General features: G+C 58.3%; 17 protein-coding genes and 4 tRNA genes. 13 read left to right on the top strand and 8 right to left on the bottom strand.

Going from position 1 to position 17,599, the window contains the following annotated elements:
• Window positions 1–30 precede the first annotated feature (30 nt).
• From J3353_RS08475 to J3353_RS08455, 5 genes are all read left to right on the top strand, one after another.
• Entirely contained in the window at window positions 31–1,581 is a 1,551-nt protein-coding gene (locus J3353_RS08475) for a DUF1538 domain-containing protein (protein WP_156074913.1), read from the top strand.
• Between the two features lie 12 nt (window positions 1,582–1,593).
• Window positions 1,594–2,268 carry a P-II family nitrogen regulator gene (locus J3353_RS08470; protein ID WP_207684659.1) on the top strand — a complete coding sequence of 225 codons (675 nt, stop codon included), beginning with the start codon at window positions 1,594–1,596 and terminating at the stop codon, window positions 2,266–2,268.
• Between the two features lie 154 nt (window positions 2,269–2,422).
• On the top strand, window positions 2,423–3,292 hold the full coding sequence (locus tag J3353_RS08465) for a YitT family protein (RefSeq protein WP_207684658.1): 870 nt from the start codon (window positions 2,423–2,425) through the stop codon (window positions 3,290–3,292).
• Between the two features lie 142 nt (window positions 3,293–3,434).
• The gene (locus J3353_RS08460; RefSeq protein WP_207684657.1) at window positions 3,435–4,415 is read left to right on the top strand and encodes an alpha/beta hydrolase; all 981 of its coding nucleotides are present in this window, start codon (window positions 3,435–3,437) and stop codon (window positions 4,413–4,415) included.
• 11 nt (window positions 4,416–4,426) lie between these two features.
• A complete protein-coding gene (locus J3353_RS08455) occupies window positions 4,427–5,365 on the top strand; it encodes a nucleoside hydrolase (protein ID WP_117477337.1) in 939 nt (312 codons plus the stop codon).
• A gap of 70 nt (window positions 5,366–5,435) precedes the next feature.
• On the opposite strand, the gene J3353_RS08450 is transcribed toward J3353_RS08455, so the two are convergent.
• Together J3353_RS08450 and J3353_RS08445 are read right to left on the bottom strand one after the other, a co-directional pair.
• Window positions 5,436–7,055, bottom strand: a complete 1,620-nt coding sequence (locus J3353_RS08450; protein WP_207684656.1) for a phospholipase D-like domain-containing protein — start codon at window positions 7,053–7,055, stop codon at window positions 5,436–5,438.
• A gap of 12 nt (window positions 7,056–7,067) precedes the next feature.
• Window positions 7,068–7,685 carry a C39 family peptidase gene (locus J3353_RS08445; protein ID WP_207684655.1) on the bottom strand — a complete coding sequence of 206 codons (618 nt, stop codon included), beginning with the start codon at window positions 7,683–7,685 and terminating at the stop codon, window positions 7,068–7,070.
• A gap of 145 nt (window positions 7,686–7,830) precedes the next feature.
• Here J3353_RS08445 and udk point away from each other — a divergent pair, with 145 nt between their 5' ends.
• The gene (gene udk / locus J3353_RS08440; protein ID WP_005934518.1) at window positions 7,831–8,460 is read left to right on the top strand and encodes a uridine kinase; all 630 of its coding nucleotides are present in this window, start codon (window positions 7,831–7,833) and stop codon (window positions 8,458–8,460) included.
• A gap of 84 nt (window positions 8,461–8,544) precedes the next feature.
• On the opposite strand, the gene nifU is transcribed toward udk, so the two are convergent.
• From nifU to J3353_RS08420, 4 genes are all read right to left on the bottom strand, one after another.
• The gene (nifU, locus tag J3353_RS08435; protein WP_005934520.1) at window positions 8,545–8,994 is read right to left on the bottom strand and encodes a Fe-S cluster assembly scaffold protein NifU; all 450 of its coding nucleotides are present in this window, start codon (window positions 8,992–8,994) and stop codon (window positions 8,545–8,547) included.
• 1 nt (window position 8,995) lies between these two features.
• Window positions 8,996–10,213 carry a cysteine desulfurase family protein gene (locus tag J3353_RS08430; protein ID WP_207684654.1) on the bottom strand — a complete coding sequence of 406 codons (1,218 nt, stop codon included), beginning with the start codon at window positions 10,211–10,213 and terminating at the stop codon, window positions 8,996–8,998.
• Window positions 10,214–10,372: 159 nt separating this feature from the next.
• On the bottom strand, window positions 10,373–10,804 hold the full coding sequence (locus J3353_RS08425) for a hypothetical protein (RefSeq protein WP_207684653.1): 432 nt from the start codon (window positions 10,802–10,804) through the stop codon (window positions 10,373–10,375).
• A gap of 140 nt (window positions 10,805–10,944) precedes the next feature.
• Complete coding sequence (locus tag J3353_RS08420; RefSeq protein ID WP_005934523.1) at window positions 10,945–11,268, bottom strand: rhodanese-like domain-containing protein; 324 nt, start codon at window positions 11,266–11,268, stop codon at window positions 10,945–10,947.
• Window positions 11,269–11,407: 139 nt separating this feature from the next.
• On the opposite strand from J3353_RS08420, the gene J3353_RS08415 reads away from it, so the two are divergent.
• The 5 genes from J3353_RS08415 (at window position 11,408) to J3353_RS08395 (ending at window position 13,901) form a co-directional block, all read left to right on the top strand.
• On the top strand, window positions 11,408–11,857 hold the full coding sequence (locus J3353_RS08415) for an Rrf2 family transcriptional regulator (protein WP_005934524.1): 450 nt from the start codon (window positions 11,408–11,410) through the stop codon (window positions 11,855–11,857).
• Window positions 11,858–11,928: 71 nt separating this feature from the next.
• Window positions 11,929–12,004 (top strand) — tRNA-Trp (locus J3353_RS08410).
• A 284-nt stretch (window positions 12,005–12,288) separates the two neighbouring features.
• Window positions 12,289–12,365 (top strand) — tRNA-Asp (locus J3353_RS08405).
• Window positions 12,366–12,368: 3 nt separating this feature from the next.
• Window positions 12,369–12,444: transfer RNA gene (locus J3353_RS08400), tRNA-Thr, on the top strand.
• Between the two features lie 239 nt (window positions 12,445–12,683).
• Window positions 12,684–13,901 carry an iron-containing alcohol dehydrogenase gene (locus J3353_RS08395; RefSeq protein WP_097771321.1) on the top strand — a complete coding sequence of 406 codons (1,218 nt, stop codon included), beginning with the start codon at window positions 12,684–12,686 and terminating at the stop codon, window positions 13,899–13,901.
• A 213-nt stretch (window positions 13,902–14,114) separates the two neighbouring features.
• Here the strand turns inward: J3353_RS08395 and J3353_RS08390 are convergent.
• Together J3353_RS08390 and J3353_RS08385 are read right to left on the bottom strand one after the other, a co-directional pair.
• Window positions 14,115–14,190: transfer RNA gene (locus tag J3353_RS08390), tRNA-Thr, on the bottom strand.
• 195 nt (window positions 14,191–14,385) lie between these two features.
• On the bottom strand, window positions 14,386–15,261 hold the full coding sequence (locus J3353_RS08385) for a patatin family protein (RefSeq protein ID WP_370569185.1): 876 nt from the start codon (window positions 15,259–15,261) through the stop codon (window positions 14,386–14,388).
• Between the two features lie 503 nt (window positions 15,262–15,764).
• Between J3353_RS08385 and J3353_RS08380 the strand changes: the two genes are divergently transcribed.
• On the top strand, window positions 15,765–16,628 hold the full coding sequence (locus tag J3353_RS08380) for a DUF6017 domain-containing protein (RefSeq protein WP_156058583.1): 864 nt from the start codon (window positions 15,765–15,767) through the stop codon (window positions 16,626–16,628).
• Window positions 16,629–16,632: 4 nt separating this feature from the next.
• Window positions 16,633–17,415, top strand: coding sequence for a ParA family protein (locus tag J3353_RS08375; RefSeq protein WP_207684670.1), 783 nt, complete (start codon window positions 16,633–16,635; stop codon window positions 17,413–17,415).
• Window positions 17,416–17,599 lie beyond the last annotated feature (184 nt).

Genomic DNA, 17,599 nt, shown 5'->3' with positions numbered 1-17,599 from the left:
ACACTGCGGAAATATTTTCTCGAAAGGTCGGTGGACATTATTCTCAAGGCATCCATCCCCAAACTGCGGGAAAAATTATTGGAAGCGCTTCAGGCGGTGCTGCCCATCGTGGCCATCGTGCTGGTGCTCTGCTTCTCCATTGCTCCCGTCTCCCCCAGCATCCTGCTCTGCTTCCTGCTGGGCGCGGCTATGATCATTGTGGGCATCATGTTCTTTACGCTGGGTGCGGAGATGAGCATGAGCCCCATGGGCGAGCGGGTGGGCGCAATGCTCACCAAAAGCCGGAGCGTGCCGCTCATCATCGGTGTCGGCTTTCTGCTGGGCTTCCTCATCACCATCTCGGAGCCCGACTTACAGGTATTGGCCAATCAGGTGCCCTCCATCCCCAACATGACCCTCATCCTCTCGGTGGCGGCAGGCGTGGGGCTGTTTCTCGTGGTCGCCTTCCTGCGTATGCTGCTGGGCATTGCCCTGCCCAAGCTGCTGGTGGTGTTCTACGGGCTCATCTTTGTGCTGGCCGCCTTTGTGCCAAAGGAATTTCTTTCCGTGGCCTTTGATTCCGGCGGTGTGACCACCGGCCCCATCACCGTTCCCTTCATCATGGCGCTGGGTGTCGGCGTGGCCGCCATCCGTTCCGACCGCCATGCCGCGGACGACAGCTTTGGTCTGGTGGCGCTCTGCTCCATCGGCCCCATTCTGGCAGTGCTCATTCTGGGCATTGCGTTCCAGGCCAGCGACAGCACCTACGTTCCGCCCATCCTGCCCAACGTCAGCGATTCCGTGGAGCTGTGGCAGCTCTTCCACGAGGGCCTGCCCACCTACATCAAGGAGATCGCCACCTCCCTGCTGCCCATCATCGCCATGTTCGGCGTGTTCCAGCTGGCAGCCCTCAAACTCGACCGGCGGACGCTGGGCCGCATCGGCGTGGGCCTGGCCTATACTTATATCGGTCTTGTGCTATTCCTCGCAGGCGCAAACATCGGCTTTATGCCCGCCGGTAATTATCTGGGTCAGGTGCTGGCAGGCCAGAGCTTCCGCTGGCTGCTGGTGCCCATCGGGATGCTCATCGGCTACTTCATCGTCAAGGCTGAGCCCGCCGTCTATGTGCTGAACAAGCAGGTCGAGGAAGTGACCGACGGTGCCATCTCCGCCAGCACCATGGGCGCAGCCCTCTCGGCAGGCGTTTCCCTCTCGGTGGGTCTTGCCATGGTGCGGGTGCTCACCGGCATCTCCATCCTGTGGTTCCTCATCCCGGGCTATGCCTTTGCCATCGGCATCTCCTTCGTGGTGCCCAAGCTCTACACCGCCATCGCCTTTGACGCGGGCGGCGTTGCTTCCGGCCCCATGACGGCCACCTTCCTGCTGCCGCTGGCACAGGGTGCCTGTGTAGCTGTGGGCGGCAATATCGTCACCGATGCCTTCGGTGTGGTGGCCATGGTCGCCATGACCCCCCTCATCACGGTGCAGCTCATGGGTCTGATGGCCCAGCTCAAGCAGCGCCGGGCCCGCCAGGCACAGCCTGTGCCCGCCGCCGCGCTGGCCTTTGCCGACCTGCCGGATGATGCCATCATCGAGCTGTAAGGAGGTCCTGCTGTGAATACTTTATACTGGCTCGTCACCATCACCAACCGCCACTCCACCGATGCCTTTCTGGCCCTTTACGAGGAGCACGGCATCACGGTCAGCCTGCGCACGGTGGGTGCAGGCACGGCGGTGCGGGAGACCCTTTCCACCCTGGGGCTGGAGCAGACCGAAAAGGCCGTGCTCTTTGCCATGATCACCGCCGAGACCTGGCCCGGCCTGCAAAAAGACCTGCGCCGCAAAATGCGCATTGATGTGCCGGGCACCGGCATCGCGTTCATCATCCCGGTCAGCAGCATCGGCGGCAAGCGGGCGCTGCAATTCCTGACCGAACACCAGACCTTTGCACTGAAGGAGGAAAGCACCTTGAAGGATACCCGCTATGAGCTGCTGCTCGTCATTGCCAATCAGGGCCACACCGGCTCCATCATGGACGCAGCCCGCGCCGCCGGAGCTGGCGGCGGCACCGTCATCCACGCAAAGGGCACCGGCATGGAGGGTGCCGCTCACTTTATGGGGGTGGATCTGGTCAACGAGAAGGAGCTGGTGCTCATCGTGTCCCGCACCACCCTGAAAAACCAGATCATGCAGGCCATCATGCAGGGGGCAGGCCCCAAGGCGGGAGCCATCGTGTTCTCCCTGCCCGTGACCGATACGGCGGGTCTGCGGCTGCTGGACGAGGAGTAACGGCCTCGCCCTCTCAGGCGCTTCGCGCCAGCTCCCCCAAAGGGGGAGCCCTTGGCAGCCACATCAATTCCGCTGTTCTGATGGGAAGCAACCGCATCGGGTGGATTTTCTTGAAGTTTTCCTGTATTATAAGGATAGTATGGGAGGTACTGCTATGAAATCTACTCGTCGCTGGCAGCAGCTTTTGCTGAACAGTCTGGCTATCATCCTGGGCAACGCACTGTATTCGCTGGCGGTGGCCCTGTTTCTGGAGCCCGCAGGGCTCATCACGGGCGGTGCCACCGGCATCGCGCTGGCCTTCGGGCGGCTGACGGGGCTTTCCGTCTCCGGTTTCCTCTTCCTCTTCAACATGTCCATGCTGGTGTGGGGCTGGGCGGTGCTGGGCAAGAAGTTCGCACTGAACACCCTTGCCAGCAGCGTGCTGAGCCCCGCCTTTCTGGAGCTGTTTGAGCGGCTGCTGGACGGCCGGGTGCTGACTGAGGACATCTTCCTCTGCACCATCTTCTCGGGTCTGGGCATCGGCGTTGCGCTGGGCATGGTCATCCGGGCGGGCGCTTCCACAGGCGGCATGGATATCCCTCCGCTGGTGCTGCAGAAATGGTTCCGCTGGCCGGTGTCCATCACCATGATGCTCTTTGATATCGCCATCCTGCTGGTGCAGGCGGCGTTCAGCCAGCCGGAGCAGGTGCTCTACGGCATCGTGCTGGTCATCACCCACACCATCGTCATGGACAAGATGCTGATGCTGGGCGACAGCCGCACTGAGGTCAAGATCATCAGCACCCAGTCGGATGAGATCCGCACCGCCATTCTGGCCGAGATCGACCGTGGCGTGACCGTGCTCCACGGTGAGGGCGGCTACACCGGCGAGCCCAGCGAGGTGCTGCTCAGCGTCATCTCCAACCGGGAGCTGCCCCGGCTGGAAAAGCTGGTCCATTCCATCGACCCCGCCTGTTTCCTCATCGTCAGCCGCGTGACTGAAGTCAGCGGCCGGGGCTTCTCGATGGAAAAGGAATACCAGTAAATCTTCTTGACAGTGTTTCTGCTATCTGCTATATTGATATCAGAATAACAAAGTCGATTTTGGGCTTTCGCACAGGGACCCCCCTGCCTTTTGGGGTTATCTGTACGAAGGCCCGTTTTATTACAGGAAAAAGGAGCCAACTATGAAAATCACTCAGATCCCCATGGGAGCCCACAATGCCCAGCTGACCTGCTACCTGCAGGATCCCTGCACCGAAATGCCTGCTCTGGACCGCTGTCCTGCGATCCTGATCTTTCCGGGCGGAGCCTATGCCTTCTGCTCAGACCGGGAAGCCGATCCTGTAGCGCTGGCCTTTCTGAATGCAGGCTACAACGCCTTTGTGCTGCGGTACAGTGTCTCCCAGAACTGTCCGGTGGAGGAGGTCTATACCAATGCCTTTGCCGAGGCGCAGGAGGCCATGGACTACCTGCACCAGAACGCAGGCGACCTGCACATCGACCCGGAGCAAATCGCCGTGGTAGGCTTCTCTGCCGGCGGGCATCTTGCCGCCTCGGTGGGCACCATGGGCCGGGTCCGTCCCGCGGCCATGCTGCTGGGCTACGCTGTGTTCAGCATCCCGGGCAAGGCGTTGGGCATGGAGCTGCCGGACCTGCTGCAGCAGGTGGATGACCAGACTCCCCCTGCCTTCCTTTTTGCCGCTCAGGGCGACCATCTGGTGCCCGCCACGCAGTCCCTGCAGTTTGCCACCCTGCTGGCAGAGCGGAAGATCCCCTATGAGATGCATATCTTTGCTTACGGCGACCACGGCTTCTCCACCGGCAGCCGCCACATCGCCAATCCCCAAAACCCGGAAAACCCGGAATCCGCAGTGTGGCAGGGCATGGCACTCGGCTTCCTGAACCACATCTTCAACCACGACGTGCTGGTGCCCGCCCCGGAGGAAGTCAGGGAATTCTGTCTTGATATGAAGATCGGCACCCTGCTGGACACTCCTCAATCCGCTGCCCTGATCCAGCAGCTGCTGCCGGAGCTGGCCCAATATGTGCAGCAGGAGCCCGGCTCCCGGGGCATTTCGGTGAACGATCTGCAATTCTACAGCAACAAAATGTTCGATGAAGAAAAGCTGGCCGCACTGAACGAAGCTCTGGCAAAGCTGAACTGAGGGAACACAACATGGAACGCTCTGAACTTCTTGCGCGGCTGGGATTTGCACCGCCGGAGGCCTGCCGGGTGCGGGTCATCATTGACACCGATGCAAAAAACGAAGGCGATGATGACTTTGCCATCCTGCACCATCTGCTCACTCCGCAATTTGATGTGCGTGGTATCTGTGCCACCCATTTCGAGGTCAAAACCACCCAAAGGGGTCTGCCGCCCCACAGCATGGAACGCAGCTACCAGGAGGTATGCCGCCTGCTGAACGCCGCGCACATCGACGATGTTCCTGTTCTTCATGGTTGTACTGCCCCTCTCGCCTCCCCGGAGGATGCTCCCGACTGTGAAGCCGTCGAGTTCCTGATCCAGGAGGCTCTGCGGGATGACCCGGCTCCCCTGTACATTGCGGCCCAGGGCGCTATGACAAACATTGCCGCCGCCCTGAACCGTGCCCCGGAGATCGCGTCCCGCATGACGGTGCTCTGGAACGGCGGCGGCCCCTATCCCGCCGGACGACCGGAATTCAATGTCCAGCAGGATCCCATCGCCTGCCGTGTCCTGTTGGACAGCGCTGTTACGGTCTGGCAGATTCCACAGGATGTCTACGCCAGATTCGAGGTATCCCTTTCCGAATTGGCGCTTCGGGTACGGCCCTGCGGCGAAGTGGGAGCCTATCTATTTCGGCAGCTGATGGACGAGTACCCCTCCGAATACGATCCCCGCTTTCCTCTGCGTACCGGGGGCAATTGGACTTTGGGCGACAACACTACCGCCGCCGTCTTGCTGGAGAATGGATTCCGGGGGCACTGGACACTCCGCCCGGCCCCTGTGCTCCTGCCCAGCCTGACCTATGCTGAAGCTTCTGACCGCAAAACCATCCGTGTCTATCACGATCTGGATGTTCGTTTCGCACTGGAAGATTTTTATTCCAAGCTGGCGCTGTGCTACCCCAGATAAGGATCATACAAAACAACAGCCCCCTCGGGTCATAATAGCCTGAGGGGGCTGTTGCTCTGTAATTCAGCTGTTACAGCAGCGGTGCAATGACCTTGAGCAGCATTCCGGTGGCACGGAGCAGATAATGCTTCTGCCAGATGCTGGCCGAGGTATTTTCCACCGTGCGGCACTGTTCCAGCGTGTGCTGGAAATCCCGCTCAATGTCCCGGATACAGGGAGCATCCACCATCCAGACGGCATCCTCAAAGTGATGGTACAGGCTGCGGTAGTCCAGATTGATGGTGCCCACCACCGCTTCCCTGCCATCCACCACGAACACCTTTGCATGGACAAAACCAGGGCTCCACTCGCTGATCTTCACGCCCGAATCCAGCAGGGCCGAATAGTGGCTCTTTGCCAGTGCGTAGGGGAACCGCTTGTCCGGCTTTCCGGGCAGGATGAGGTGGACATCCACGCCCCGTTCAGCGGCAAATTTCAGGGCGGTCTCCAGTTCGCCGTCCAGAATAAGGTAGGGGGTCATAATGTGGATGTAATCCCTGGCCCGGTTGAGCAGGTCGATATAGACCATCTCGCCCACCCGCTCGCCGTCCAGCGGGCAGTCCCCGTAGGGAGCCGCCACGCCCTTTGCATTTTCCGGCACCGGAATGGGCCGGGTCAGGAACTGCTCATATTCCGGCTCCTTCAGGATGCCCCACATCTGCAGAAACTGAGCCGTCAGCGAACGGACCGCCTCGCCCTCCAGCATCACGGCGGCATCCTTCCAGCGGCCATGCTTCTGGATGTGGTTGATGTACTCATCGGCAAGATTCACGCCGCCGGTAAAACCGACCCGCCCGTCAATGACAAGAATTTTCCGGTGGTCGCGGTAATTGTAATGGGTAGAGACGAATGGCTGCACCGGGCTGAACACCTTGCACTGGATGTTCAGCTTCTCCAGCAGCCGGGGGTAATTGCGGGGCAGGGTGGAGAACTCACAGGTGCCGTCGTACATCACCCGGACATCCACGCCCTGCAGCGCCTTGCGGGCCAGCACCTCCAGGATCTTGCCCCACATCAGGCCCTCGTCGATGATGAAATACTCCACAAAGATATATTCTTCTGCCGTTTCCAGCTGGCGCAGCAGTTCCTCAAACTTTGCCTCGCCGCCGGGAAAATAGGTCATGGCGGTGTTCTGGTACACCGGAAAGCCGCCGCCCCGCCCGTACAGGTACTTTGCCAGCGAGGCCGCACCGGGTTCAAGCGCTTTCAGCTGCTCCACGGCCTTTTGGCTCTGCGGCAGCCAGCCGCGCAGCTGGTCCTCCAGCTCCAGCAGCCGCTTGCGCAGGATGTTGTGCCCGAAATTGCTCTTGACATAGAAGAACATCGGAATGCCCACCACCGGCGCAATGGCAACCACCACCATCCAGGTGATCTTGGCGCTGTTGTCCATCTTGCTGTTGAGCAGGTAGATGACCATGGCCGATGTAACGACCACGCTGCCGCCAAAGTAATGGGGCCACAGGTTGCCGAACCACCGGAAGATGCTGAACAACAGCCCTACCTGCAGCAGCAGGAGGATCAGCACCAGGCCAAAGCGGCTGAAGATGGCGTGGATCACACCCTTCTGCCCCTTTCTCAGCAGCCGCAGGCCGCCGTCCTCAAACTGATGAACATAGCCCTTGACGTTCTGTTTCAGTTTCTCTGTTTTCATGTTCCGCCTTTCTTATTTCCGCCGCAGGGTCACCGCATAGGAGTCCTGTGCCGCGTGGCAGCGCTCCACCAGCTCCTTGGGCTGGGCGCAGACCCCGTGGTCATGCCACGGGTCATTGAACCAGTAGTTTTCCTCATCGTAGCCCACCAGCAGCAGGCAGTGCTCGTGGCACTTCCAGGCAAAGTCGGTGCCATCGGCCAGCAGCCAGTGGTCCCGCTCCTCGGGCACCGGGGTAAAATCCAGCGTTGCCCAGAACACCACCGGCATTCCCTTGTCAATGAACCGGCACAGCTGTGCCGCGGTCTCGCCGCTCACGTCCAGCACCTCGAACCGGTCCGCCGCGCCTTCATGCTTCAACGCGCTCTGCAAGGCCTGCACGATGCAGGGGGCATAGCAGCCGTACCCGGTGTGGTCGTGGGGGTCGCCGGGGTAGACGAACATCGGGTCAGGCCCGTAGAGCCTGCCCTCCTGTTCCCAGTAGGGGGCATGGGGCAGGTCACGCTCAATGAACACATCCGGGTCAATGGGGATGCCCACAGCCTGCAGCAGCATCACGCTGCTGATGCTCTCGCAGCCGTTCACCCAGCGGGCAGTCTGGTCGATATACGGGGCCGAAACAATCTTTTTCATCAATTTTCCTCTTACTCTGTCAAAAACAGTGGTTTTGTGATATCATAAGCAGTGAGAAACAGGGGTGTTCCCCAACAATATACCTATTATAGCTTATTCTGACCGGTTTTTCTACCGAAATCGGCAGGCGGGAGGATTTTGGGATATGAACAATCTGATCATCGGCATCGCAGGCGGCTCGGGCAGCGGCAAGACCACGCTGGCTTACCGGCTCAAGGAGCGGTTCGGGGAGGACGAGGTGCGTCTGATCTCCCACGACAGCTACTACAAGCGCCACGATGAACTGCCTTTTGCAGAGCGTTGCAAGCTGAATTATGACCACCCGGACGCGTTCGACAACGACCTGCTCATCCAGCACCTGAAGGAGCTGAAGGCGGGCCGCGCCATCGACTGCCCCGTGTACGATTACGCCAACCACAACCGCAGCAGCGAGGTGCAGCACATCGAGCCCGCCCCCGTCCTCATCGTGGAGGGCATTCTGCCCCTGGCTGAGCCGGAGCTGTGCAGCCTGTTCGATTACAAGATCTATGTAGACACCGATGCGGACGAGCGGATCCTCCGCCGCATCCTACGAGATGTCAAGGAGCGCGGCCGCTCGCTGGACAGCGTCATCGCCCAGTACCGCGCCACCGTCAAGCCCATGCACGAGGCTTTTGTGGAGCCCAGCAAGCGCAATGCCGATATCATCATCCCCAATGGCGGGGAAAACGGCCCCGCCATCGAGATGCTGGCCCACCATATCCGCAGCCTGATCCAGAAGGCGAATCTGCGCTGAACTTTCACCGCAGTTCCGTATGATACCAAAAAGGGGTGGTTCCCGACCGGGAACCACCCCTTTTTATGATTCTGCGGATCCTGCTCAGACCTTGCAGCTCTCACCGCTGCAATGGTCACAGTCTTCTTCCAGCTTGCCCACGATGGGTTCCGGATCGATGCCCTGACGGCGGTAGTAATCGGACAGAGCGGCCTTGACCGCCTGCTCGGCCAGCACAGAGCAGTGCACCTTGATGGGGGGCAGACCCTCCAGAGCTTCCACAACGGCCTTGTTGGTCAGCTTCAGGGCCTCGTCAATGGTCTTGCCCTTGATGAGGTCGGTGGCCATGCTGCTGGTGGCAATGGCGGCACCGCAGCCAAAGGTCAGGAACTTGACATCAACGATCACGTTGTTTTCGATCTTCAGGTACATGCGCATGATATCGCCGCACTTGGGGTTGCCGACCTCACCCACGCCGTTGGCATCGGGGATCTCACCCACGTTGTGCGGGTTTGCGAAATGCTCCATGACCTTTGCGCTATACATACTTGCCATCTTAGTTTTCTCCCTTCAGGCTGAACTGGCGGGCGGTGTTCTGGCCCTGCAGCCACATACAACTCATAGCACGGCGGCGGGGAATGACCTCCTCCAGCACGTCGCACAGATATTTTGCTTCCTCCATGGTATTCTGCGGGCCAAAGGTGAACCGCATGGAACCGTGGCCGATCTCCTCCGGCACACCGATGCTCAGCAGAACATGGCTGGGGTCCAGGCTGTCGGAGTTGCAGGCAGAGCCGGTGGATGCGCAGATGTTGTGCATATCCAGATCCAGCAGGATGGTCTCGCCCTCCAGGCCCGGGAAGCTGATGTTCGCATTGCCAGGCAGGCGGTGCTCCAGGCCGCCGTTCAGGCGGGCCTCCGGGATGTTCTTGAGCACGCGGTCAATGACGTAATCACGCAGCTCTTTCTCGTGGGCCATCCGCTCGTCCAGATGGGCGACGGCCATTTCCAGGGCCTTGCCCATACCGGCGATGCCGGCCACGTTCTCGGTGCCGGCGCGGTGGCGGGCCTCCTGGCTGCCGCCATCGATCAGGTTCTGGGGCCAGATGCCCTTGCGGCAGTACAGTGCACCCATGCCCTTGGGGCCATTGAACTTGTGGGCGCTCATGGACAGCATATCCACGCCCAGCTCCTTGACATCCACCGGAATGGCACCCACAGCCTGCACCGCATCGGTGTGCATCCACACGCCGTGCTTGTGGGCGATCTCCGCGATCTCCTTGATGGGCTGGATGGTGCCGATCTCGTTGTTGGCCATCATAATGCTGACCAGCGCGGTATCGGGACGGATGGCCGCCTCCACATCCTCCGGGCGGATATAACCTTCCGGGGTGGGCTTGATATAAGTGACCTCAAAGCCCATGCGCTCCAGCGCCGCCATGCTGTGCATGATGGCGTGGTGCTCAAAGGCGCTGGTGATGAGGTGCTTCTTGTTCTGGCGGGCCTTGGTGAAGGCAGTGCCCTTCACGGCCCAGTTGTCGGCCTCGGAGCCGCAGCCGGTGAAGAAGATCTCCGCCGGGGAAGCATTGATGGCCTTGGCCACCTGTGCGCGGCCGGTGTCCACAAACTCTTTGGCCTCATAGCCAACGCTGTAATGGCTGCTGGGGTTGCCGCAGGCACCGCTCAGGGCCTGGGTCATCACTGCCAGCACCTCCGGGGCACAGGCAGTCGTGGCAGCATTGTCGAGATAAACCACTTTCTCCATAGTTTCCATGGGATTGATCCTTTCTGGCAAACGACAAATCGTTTTTGCATTTCCGGACCGAACGTCCGGGCCTATGATACCTTTTAACGGGAATGTTATACCATATCATTCCCTAGCATGTCAATAGGAATACTGGAAATTCATCAATCCGTAACAATCCGGGCAGATTCAACGCCCTTTTCCGGCCAGCTTTCCCAGAACCACCTTCCATTTGGGGTAGCCCCAGCGCCGATCCTCGGAAAAATCGTCGGCCAGCTTCCAGGGGAAGGTGCCGCCATCGAAGTACAGATTGCCCGCTTCGTCCACCCGGTCCAGCTTTTTGGGAAGGTATTCCTCATCATAATAGCTCTTGCGCTTATCCGGCAGTGCCCAGTGCAGGGTGCCGTCGGCATCCATGCCGGAAGCCCACACGCCGAACACAAAGGTCGCCGCCTCGCCGTAGCAGTGCTGCTCAAAGCGGATGGCACCATCATAATAGAATTTGATGACCTCCAGCGTACCGGATTCCTTTTTGCCGTCCCGGCCCAGCGTGGGGCGGTAGTCCTGCTGATACCGGCAGCCGCAATGGGCTCCGGCAAACTTTTTCGGGTCGAACGCCATAAGTGCACATCCTTTCTTTTGCACAAAACTCCCTCCGTCATCGCTGTGCGCTGCCACCTCCCTCTAGGAGGGAGGCTTACCGCACGGACAGGCCCCATCTCAGAGGGGGCTGTCTGCGAAGCAGACTGGGGGAGTTTCCTTTAAAAATGCCCCTCAAAATCGCCCTCGATCTCATACGGCCAGCTCAGGATGCCGCCGAGATCACGCAGGCCGGTGTAGCCCTGCGCTTCCAGCTTCTGTGCGGCATCGGCACTGCGGCGGCCGGTGCGGCAGTAGATCAGCCACTGGGCGTTTTTGTCCGGCATGACCTCCTCCGCGCGGGTCAGCACGTCACCCAGGGGCAGCAGCTTTGCGCCGGGGATATGCCCCACGGCAAATTCGTCCGGCTCCCGGACATCCACGGCCTGCGCCTTGCCCGCATCCAGCAGGCGGATGGCTTCGGCCGGAGTGATCTTCTCTACCATTATCTCATCTCCAAGTTCCGATAATTTCTCTATTATATGATAACAGACGTTTTTTGTTTCGGCAAGAGAAACCGGCGTTTTCGCTTTGCAAAACCTGCACCGCGTGGTATACTAAGGGGAGAAACAAGGAGAGTAGACCATGAAATTTTCCACAAAGAGCCGCTACGCCCTGCGGCTGATGGCCGAGCTGGCCCGCTACGCACCGGGCACCACCGTCTCCCTGAAAGAGATCAGCGAGCGGCAGAACCTGAGCCTGAAATATCTGGAACAGATCGTCACCCCACTGGCCCGGGTGGGGCTTGTGAAAAGTGAGCGCGGCAGCCAGGGCGGCTACCGGCTGACCAAGGCCCCCGCCGACTACACCGCCGGTGAGATCCTGCGCGCCATTGAGGGCAGCGTGGCCCCCATCCCCTGCCTTGGCAGCGAGACCAACGAGTGCCCCATGTCCGAGCAGTGCTTCACCCTGCCGTTCTGGGCCGGGCTGGACGAGGTCATCAACCAGTACATCGACAGCGTCACTCTGGAGCAGCTGGCCCAGAGCCTGCCTGCCGCCAAGGACGGCTGCTGCGGCTGCAACACCAAAACCTGAAAATTTATGCTTGACATTTTGCGCCGAATCTTATATAATAAGCAGGCATTCAGCGAATGCAGCATAGATTTAGGGGTATAGCTCAGTTGGTAGAGCAGCGGTCTCCAAAACCGCGTGCCGTGAGTTCGAGACTTACTACCCCTGCCACAAACCTCCGGAGCAGCCGTTCCGGAGGTTTTGTTTTTGCGCAGACATACTCCCCCAGTCATCGCTGCGCAATGCCAGCCCCCTCTGGGATGGGGCCTTTGTGCCCCTGCAAAGAGGCTCCCTCATGGAAGGAGCTGGCTGCGAATGCAGTGAGCAGACTGAGGAAGTCCGCCTTTTTCATCTTTTTTGCGGCTTTTTTGTTTTTTCCGCTTGACAAGCCGCCCATCTTCCGGTATAATAGGGCACGTTCCGGCGGTAAACGCCGCACGAACTTGAGCGATCATGGCCCGGTAGCTCAGTTGGTTAGAGCACCAGCCTGTCACGCTGGGGGTCGTCGGTTCGAGCCCGATCCGGGTCGCCATTTGCTGCTATAGCTCAGTTGGTAGAGCGCATCCTTGGTAAGGATGAGGTCTCCAGTTCGAATCTGGATAGCAGCTCCATTGAAAAACCACTTGAAGTCTTAGAGCTTCAGGTGGTTTTTTGTTTGCCATTTTCCCGGTTTCTCCGGCCGGGAAGCCTTCCCTTTCCAGCGAAATGCCCAAAATTGGGTCTGATTTTTCCACATTCCGGCAATTGAACTTTTGGATGGTTTGCAGTACACTTTGTGTAAGAGAGTTGGTTATTTTTGTGTCAAACATCCACAGACCAGAGAGTTTTGATTGAATCGGAGGTATTTCCTATGGCTCGTTTTACTCTTCCCCGCGATCTGTACCACGGCAAGGGTGCTCTGGAAGCCCTGAAGTCCTTTACCGGCAAAAAGGCCATGATCTGTGTCGGCGGCGGCTCCATGAAGCGGTTCGGCTTCCTTGACCGCGCTGTTGGCTACCTGAAGGAAGCCGGCATGGAAGTGGAGCTGTTTGAGGGCATCGAGCCCGATCCCTCTGTTGAGACCGTCATGCGCGGCGCAGAGGCCATGCTGAAGTTTGAGCCCGACTGGATCATTGCCATGGGCGGCGGCTCCCCCATTGATGCCGCAAAGGCCATGTGGATCAAGTACGAGTACCCTGAGATCACCTTTGAGGAGATGTGCAAGGTATTCGGCATTCCGCCGCTCCGCCGCAAGGCCCACTTCTGCGCCATCTCCTCCACCTCCGGCACCGCCACTGAGGTGACCGCTTTCTCCATCATCACCGATTATCAGAAGGGCATCAAGTACCCCATCGCTGACTTTGAGATTACCCCCGATGTCGCTATCGTCGATCCCGATCTGGCCGAGACCATGCCCAAGAAGCTGGTTGCCCACACCGGTATGGATGCAATGACCCACGCCATCGAGGCTTATGTTTCCACCGCCCACTGCGACTACACCGACCCGCTGGCCATCTTCGCCATCCGGATGATCCAGGGCGATCTGGTGGACAGCTACAACGGCGATATGTCCAAGCGTGATTCCATGCACAACGCACAGTGCCTGGCCGGTATGGCATTCTCCAATGCGCTGCTGGGCATCGTCCACTCCATGGCACACAAGACCGGCGCTGCCTTTGCCGACTACGGCGCACACATCATCCACGGTGCCGCCAATGCCATGTATCTGCCCAAGGTCATCGCCTTCAACGCCAAGGACCCCGAGGCCAAGAAGCGCTATGGTGTCATCGCTGACGAGATGAAGCTGGGCGGTTCCAACGACGACGAGAAGGTCAAGCTGCTCATCGAGTACCTGCGCGGCATGAACGATGCGCTGAACATCCCCCACTGCATCAAGAACTACGGCCCCGATTCCTACCCCACCGAGCAGGGCTTTGTTCCCGAGGAAGTGTTCCTGGAGCGTCTGCCCGAGATCGCAAAGAACGCCATCGGCGATGCCTGCACCGGCTCCAATCCCCGCCAGCCCAGCCAGGAGGAGATGGAGAAGCTGCTCAAGTGCTGCTACTACGACACTGAGGTCGACTTCTGATTTAAACCGACATTTTACAGACACTTTTACCTCTTTCCCATAACAACAAAGCCGCAAGCCCTCAACAGGCCTGCGGCTTTGTTGTTTGATGGGCCTCTCAGGCGCTCCGCGCCAGCTCCCCTGACTGGGGCTGCCAGGTTTGCGCTGCTGCAGACGGCAGAGCGACGGATGCAAAAAACCGCCCTGACGGTTTCCCATCAAGGCGGTTTGAGCTGGAGCTGCTATCCAGATTCGAACTGGAGACCTCATCCTTACCAAGGATGCGCTCTACCAACTGAGCTATAGCAGCACAATCACAGCTCAATTATTTTACCACAAGAGTTCCTTCTTTGCAAGTGTTTTTTGCAAAAAATCCGATTTTTCTGTTCCAAAGCAAAAAAGCCCAGAGCAATACCGCTCCAGGCTTCTTTGTCTGTATGTACATATCATATTATAATGTCCGGGGCGGTCCGGGGCGGATATTGTCAAGGGAAGTGAACGGGTTTCATCTCCAGGTGCCCACCGATTCATCTTGTTTGGTGTTTTGCATCCACCGCACCAGCGCTTCAGCGTCCTGTTTGCCTTTGGCGTACATTTTTTCAAGGCCGGCGCGGTTCTTGGTCAGGGTGGACATTCCCTCGGTGCTGTCCGGGGCGATGATGCAGACAAGGCCCTGCCGCTCCAGCTCCCGCGCCCGCTGGACAGCCGTGTTGTACCGCCATGCCCGGCGGCGCAGCCCCTCGGCTGCAGCGGGGTAATGCGACTGCAGCAGGTGCGCCAGATGCTCGTCCAGGGCATCACTCCTCACCAGCCCGATGGGCTTGGTCAGGATGAGAGCCACCCGGTCGCAGCCGTGGGCAAAGGCCCATTCCAGCGGGACGGGGTCGGCCAGGCCGCCATCAAAATAAGGCACGCCGTCGATGACGCAGGGCTGGTCGATGACAGGGATGCAGCAGGACGCCATGAGGATGCGGTAGTCGTCCGGGTGGAGGTCTGCCTTGGTGAAATACTGCGCCTCGCCGTTCTGTGCATTGGCGGCCACCACGCATAGCTCTGCCGGGCTGCGGGCAAGCGCCGCGTAATCCAGCGGATTCTCGCCGCCTGCATTGCTGAGGGTGCCGTAGACATAGCCCAGATCGAGATAGGAGTGCTTGTGGATGAGGTTGTGCACGCTCATGTATTCCCTGCGGAAGGAGTATTCATCGTAAAAGGGCTTGTTCCGCCCATGCTGGCCTGCCAGATAGGACGACATATTGGCGCTGCCCGCCGAAACGCCGATGCAGAGATCGAAGCGGAGGTCCTCCTCCAGGCAGCGGTCCAGCACGCCAGCGCCGTAAATGCCCCGCAGGCCGCCCCCCACATCGATGACACCGTATTTCATGGTCTGTTCCTCCATCGTTTCATTCCATTTCCCTCCCAGTATAACGGGACGGCGGGAAATACTCATTGAGCAAACGGCGGGATCTGATGCAATTTGCGGCAGAAAGCAGGATCTGCCGCAAAAGAAAAGCACGAGACCGAAATCTCGTGCTTTTTTAGTGGGCCAGCCAGGACTTGAACCCGGGACCAAGCGGTTATGAGAACGTCGATAATTTTGTAATCCCATTTTTCTTGTGGAATCTTGTGACTATCTGATAATTTCATAAAAGTGTCTTTGTGTACTTTGACGTAACTTTTGGTATCTTTTTGTCTCTAAAACGGCTCTTTGTACCCAGAACCGTACCCAAGAATTTTTGGGTACGAAACTCGACACTTACTGTTACCGTTTTGCTTTTACATAGCTCACTTTCAAAATTGAAGGTGAGCTTTTTCTTTTGCAGAAATCAGGGAGGAGGTTTTCCACATGAACAAGCACTCACAGTTGAAAATCCGAGGACACACCAAATGACGCTGGACTACTTCTATGGTCAGTCGGGCGAATTGTTCTCCTATTTCCGCATCCCAAAGGCACTGTTCCAAGACTGCCGTTTCCGGCAGCTCTCCACCGATGCCCGGACACTGTACGGCATCCTGCTGGACCGCATGAGCCTGTCGGTCAAGAACGGCTGGCTGGACGAGCAAGGTCGGGTGTATATCATTTACACCGTCCGGGAAGTGCAGGAATCTCTCTGCTGTGCCGAACACAAAGCGGTCAAGCTGTTCCGGGAACTGGAGGGCATGGACCTCATCGAGCGCAAACGCCGTGGTCTGGGCAGACCCAGCCTGATCTACGTCAAGGACTTTTCGTCTGGACTGCCAAAAGCGCAAGTACAGAATTGCCCAAACAGCAATTCAGGTGCTGCCGAAAGCGCAACTCTGGAGCAGCCAAAACCGCAAGCAAATAAGACTGATAAGAATAAAACAGAGATGAATAAACCTGATCCTATCCATTTAGGGAACATTCGTGAACAGCTCGAAGATTATTTTTATCAGGTACTGGAGGTAGACCTTCTGCTCCGGCTCTGCCCAGACGATGAGGACACCATCTATCAGATCGTAGACCTGCTTGTGGACACCTGTTCCACCAAACGCAAGATGTTGCGGATCGCTGGAGATGATAAGCCTGTTGAGGTAGTACGCAGCCGGTTTATGAAGCTGAACGCCGACCACATCCGTTTTGTGCTGGATTCTCTGGCAGAAAACACCGTCCCGGTGCGGAACATGAAGCAGTATCTGCTGGCGATGCTCTACAATGCGCCCACCACCATGAACCTCTACTATCAGAACAAGACGAACCACGACTTTGCGCGCGGTTCTCCGGGGAGGTGATGTTATCGCAAAGAAAGCTACGATTATTGCAGTCACAAACCAGAAAGGCGGTGTGGGAAAAAGCACCACCTGTGAAAATCTGGGCATCGGGCTGGCGATGGAGGGCAAGAAAGTTCTGCTGGTGGACACTGACCCACAGGGCAGTTTGACCATCAGCATGGGCTGGCAGCAACCCGATGAACTGCCCACCACCCTTTCCACCCTGATGCAGAAAACCATGAACGATCAGCCTATCCAACCCGGCGAGGGCGTTCTGCACCATGCAGAGGGCGTTGACCTGATTCCGGCAAACATCGAACTGGCAGGGCTGGAAGTGGCTCTGGTAAACAGCATGAACCGGGAAAAGATGCTGAAACAGGTGCTGGACAGTGCCAAGCGGGAGTACGATTTTATTCTGCTGGACTGTATGCCCTCGCTGGGGATGCTGACGATCAACGCACTGGCGGCGGCAGACGCTGCCCTGATTCCTGTGCAGGCACAGTACCTGTCTGCAAAGGGTCTGGAACAGCTTTTGCAGACGGTGCAGAAAGTCCGGCGGCAGATCAATCCGAAACTGAAAATCGAGGGTATTCTGCTGACCATGACCGACAGCCGCACCAACTACGGAAAGCAAATCAGCAATCTGATCCGGCAGGCATACGGAAAACACTTGAATGTGTTCGAGCAGACCATCCCACGGTCTGTCCGTGCGGCAGAAACCAGTGCGGCAGGCAAAAGTATCTTTGCCTATGATTCCAAGGGCAAGGTGGCAGAAGCCTATAAATCTCTGACGAAGACTAACTATTAAAAGTCAAGCCCTAAAATGAAAAAATCCGCCAACCATCCGCTGCCCATGACAAACATCATTCAAATGCTGGCCTTGGAGTAGCGAGGGTGACGGAGAGAACAGCAAAGCAAGCCCAGCCAACCCTCGCAAAAACAGAATAGCATTTGAATGCTTCGGTTTGTCAAGGGTTCGCTGCGCCAGCTAA

This window comes from Faecalibacterium sp. Marseille-Q4137 (genome assembly GCF_017377535.1).
Classification (GTDB): domain Bacteria; phylum Bacillota; class Clostridia; order Oscillospirales; family Ruminococcaceae; genus Faecalibacterium; species Faecalibacterium duncaniae.
The sequence above is the reverse complement of the archived record's forward strand: the minus strand, read 5'-3'. Positions and strand labels throughout refer to the sequence as shown.

Coding starts and splice junctions, on each gene's coding strand:
- J3353_RS08465 (WP_207684658.1), top strand. CDS start 2,423: ATGAAATCTACTCGTCGCTGGCAGCAGCTTTTGCTGAACAGTCTGGCT.
- J3353_RS08460 (WP_207684657.1), top strand. CDS start 3,435: ATGAAAATCACTCAGATCCCCATGGGAGCCCACAATGCCCAGCTGACC.
- J3353_RS08455 (WP_117477337.1), top strand. CDS start 4,427: ATGGAACGCTCTGAACTTCTTGCGCGGCTGGGATTTGCACCGCCGGAG.
- J3353_RS08450 (WP_207684656.1), bottom strand. CDS start 7,055: ATGAAAACAGAGAAACTGAAACAGAACGTCAAGGGCTATGTTCATCAG.
- J3353_RS08445 (WP_207684655.1), bottom strand. CDS start 7,685: ATGAAAAAGATTGTTTCGGCCCCGTATATCGACCAGACTGCCCGCTGG.
- udk (WP_005934518.1), top strand. CDS start 7,831: ATGAACAATCTGATCATCGGCATCGCAGGCGGCTCGGGCAGCGGCAAG.
- nifU (WP_005934520.1), bottom strand. CDS start 8,994: ATGGCAAGTATGTATAGCGCAAAGGTCATGGAGCATTTCGCAAACCCG.
- J3353_RS08430 (WP_207684654.1), bottom strand. CDS start 10,213: ATGGAAACTATGGAGAAAGTGGTTTATCTCGACAATGCTGCCACGACT.
- J3353_RS08425 (WP_207684653.1), bottom strand. CDS start 10,804: ATGGCGTTCGACCCGAAAAAGTTTGCCGGAGCCCATTGCGGCTGCCGG.
- J3353_RS08420 (WP_005934523.1), bottom strand. CDS start 11,268: ATGGTAGAGAAGATCACTCCGGCCGAAGCCATCCGCCTGCTGGATGCG.
- J3353_RS08415 (WP_005934524.1), top strand. CDS start 11,408: ATGAAATTTTCCACAAAGAGCCGCTACGCCCTGCGGCTGATGGCCGAG.
- J3353_RS08395 (WP_097771321.1), top strand. CDS start 12,684: ATGGCTCGTTTTACTCTTCCCCGCGATCTGTACCACGGCAAGGGTGCT.
- J3353_RS08385 (WP_370569185.1), bottom strand. CDS start 15,261: ATGAAATACGGTGTCATCGATGTGGGGGGCGGCCTGCGGGGCATTTAC.
- J3353_RS08380 (WP_156058583.1), top strand. CDS start 15,765: ATGACGCTGGACTACTTCTATGGTCAGTCGGGCGAATTGTTCTCCTAT.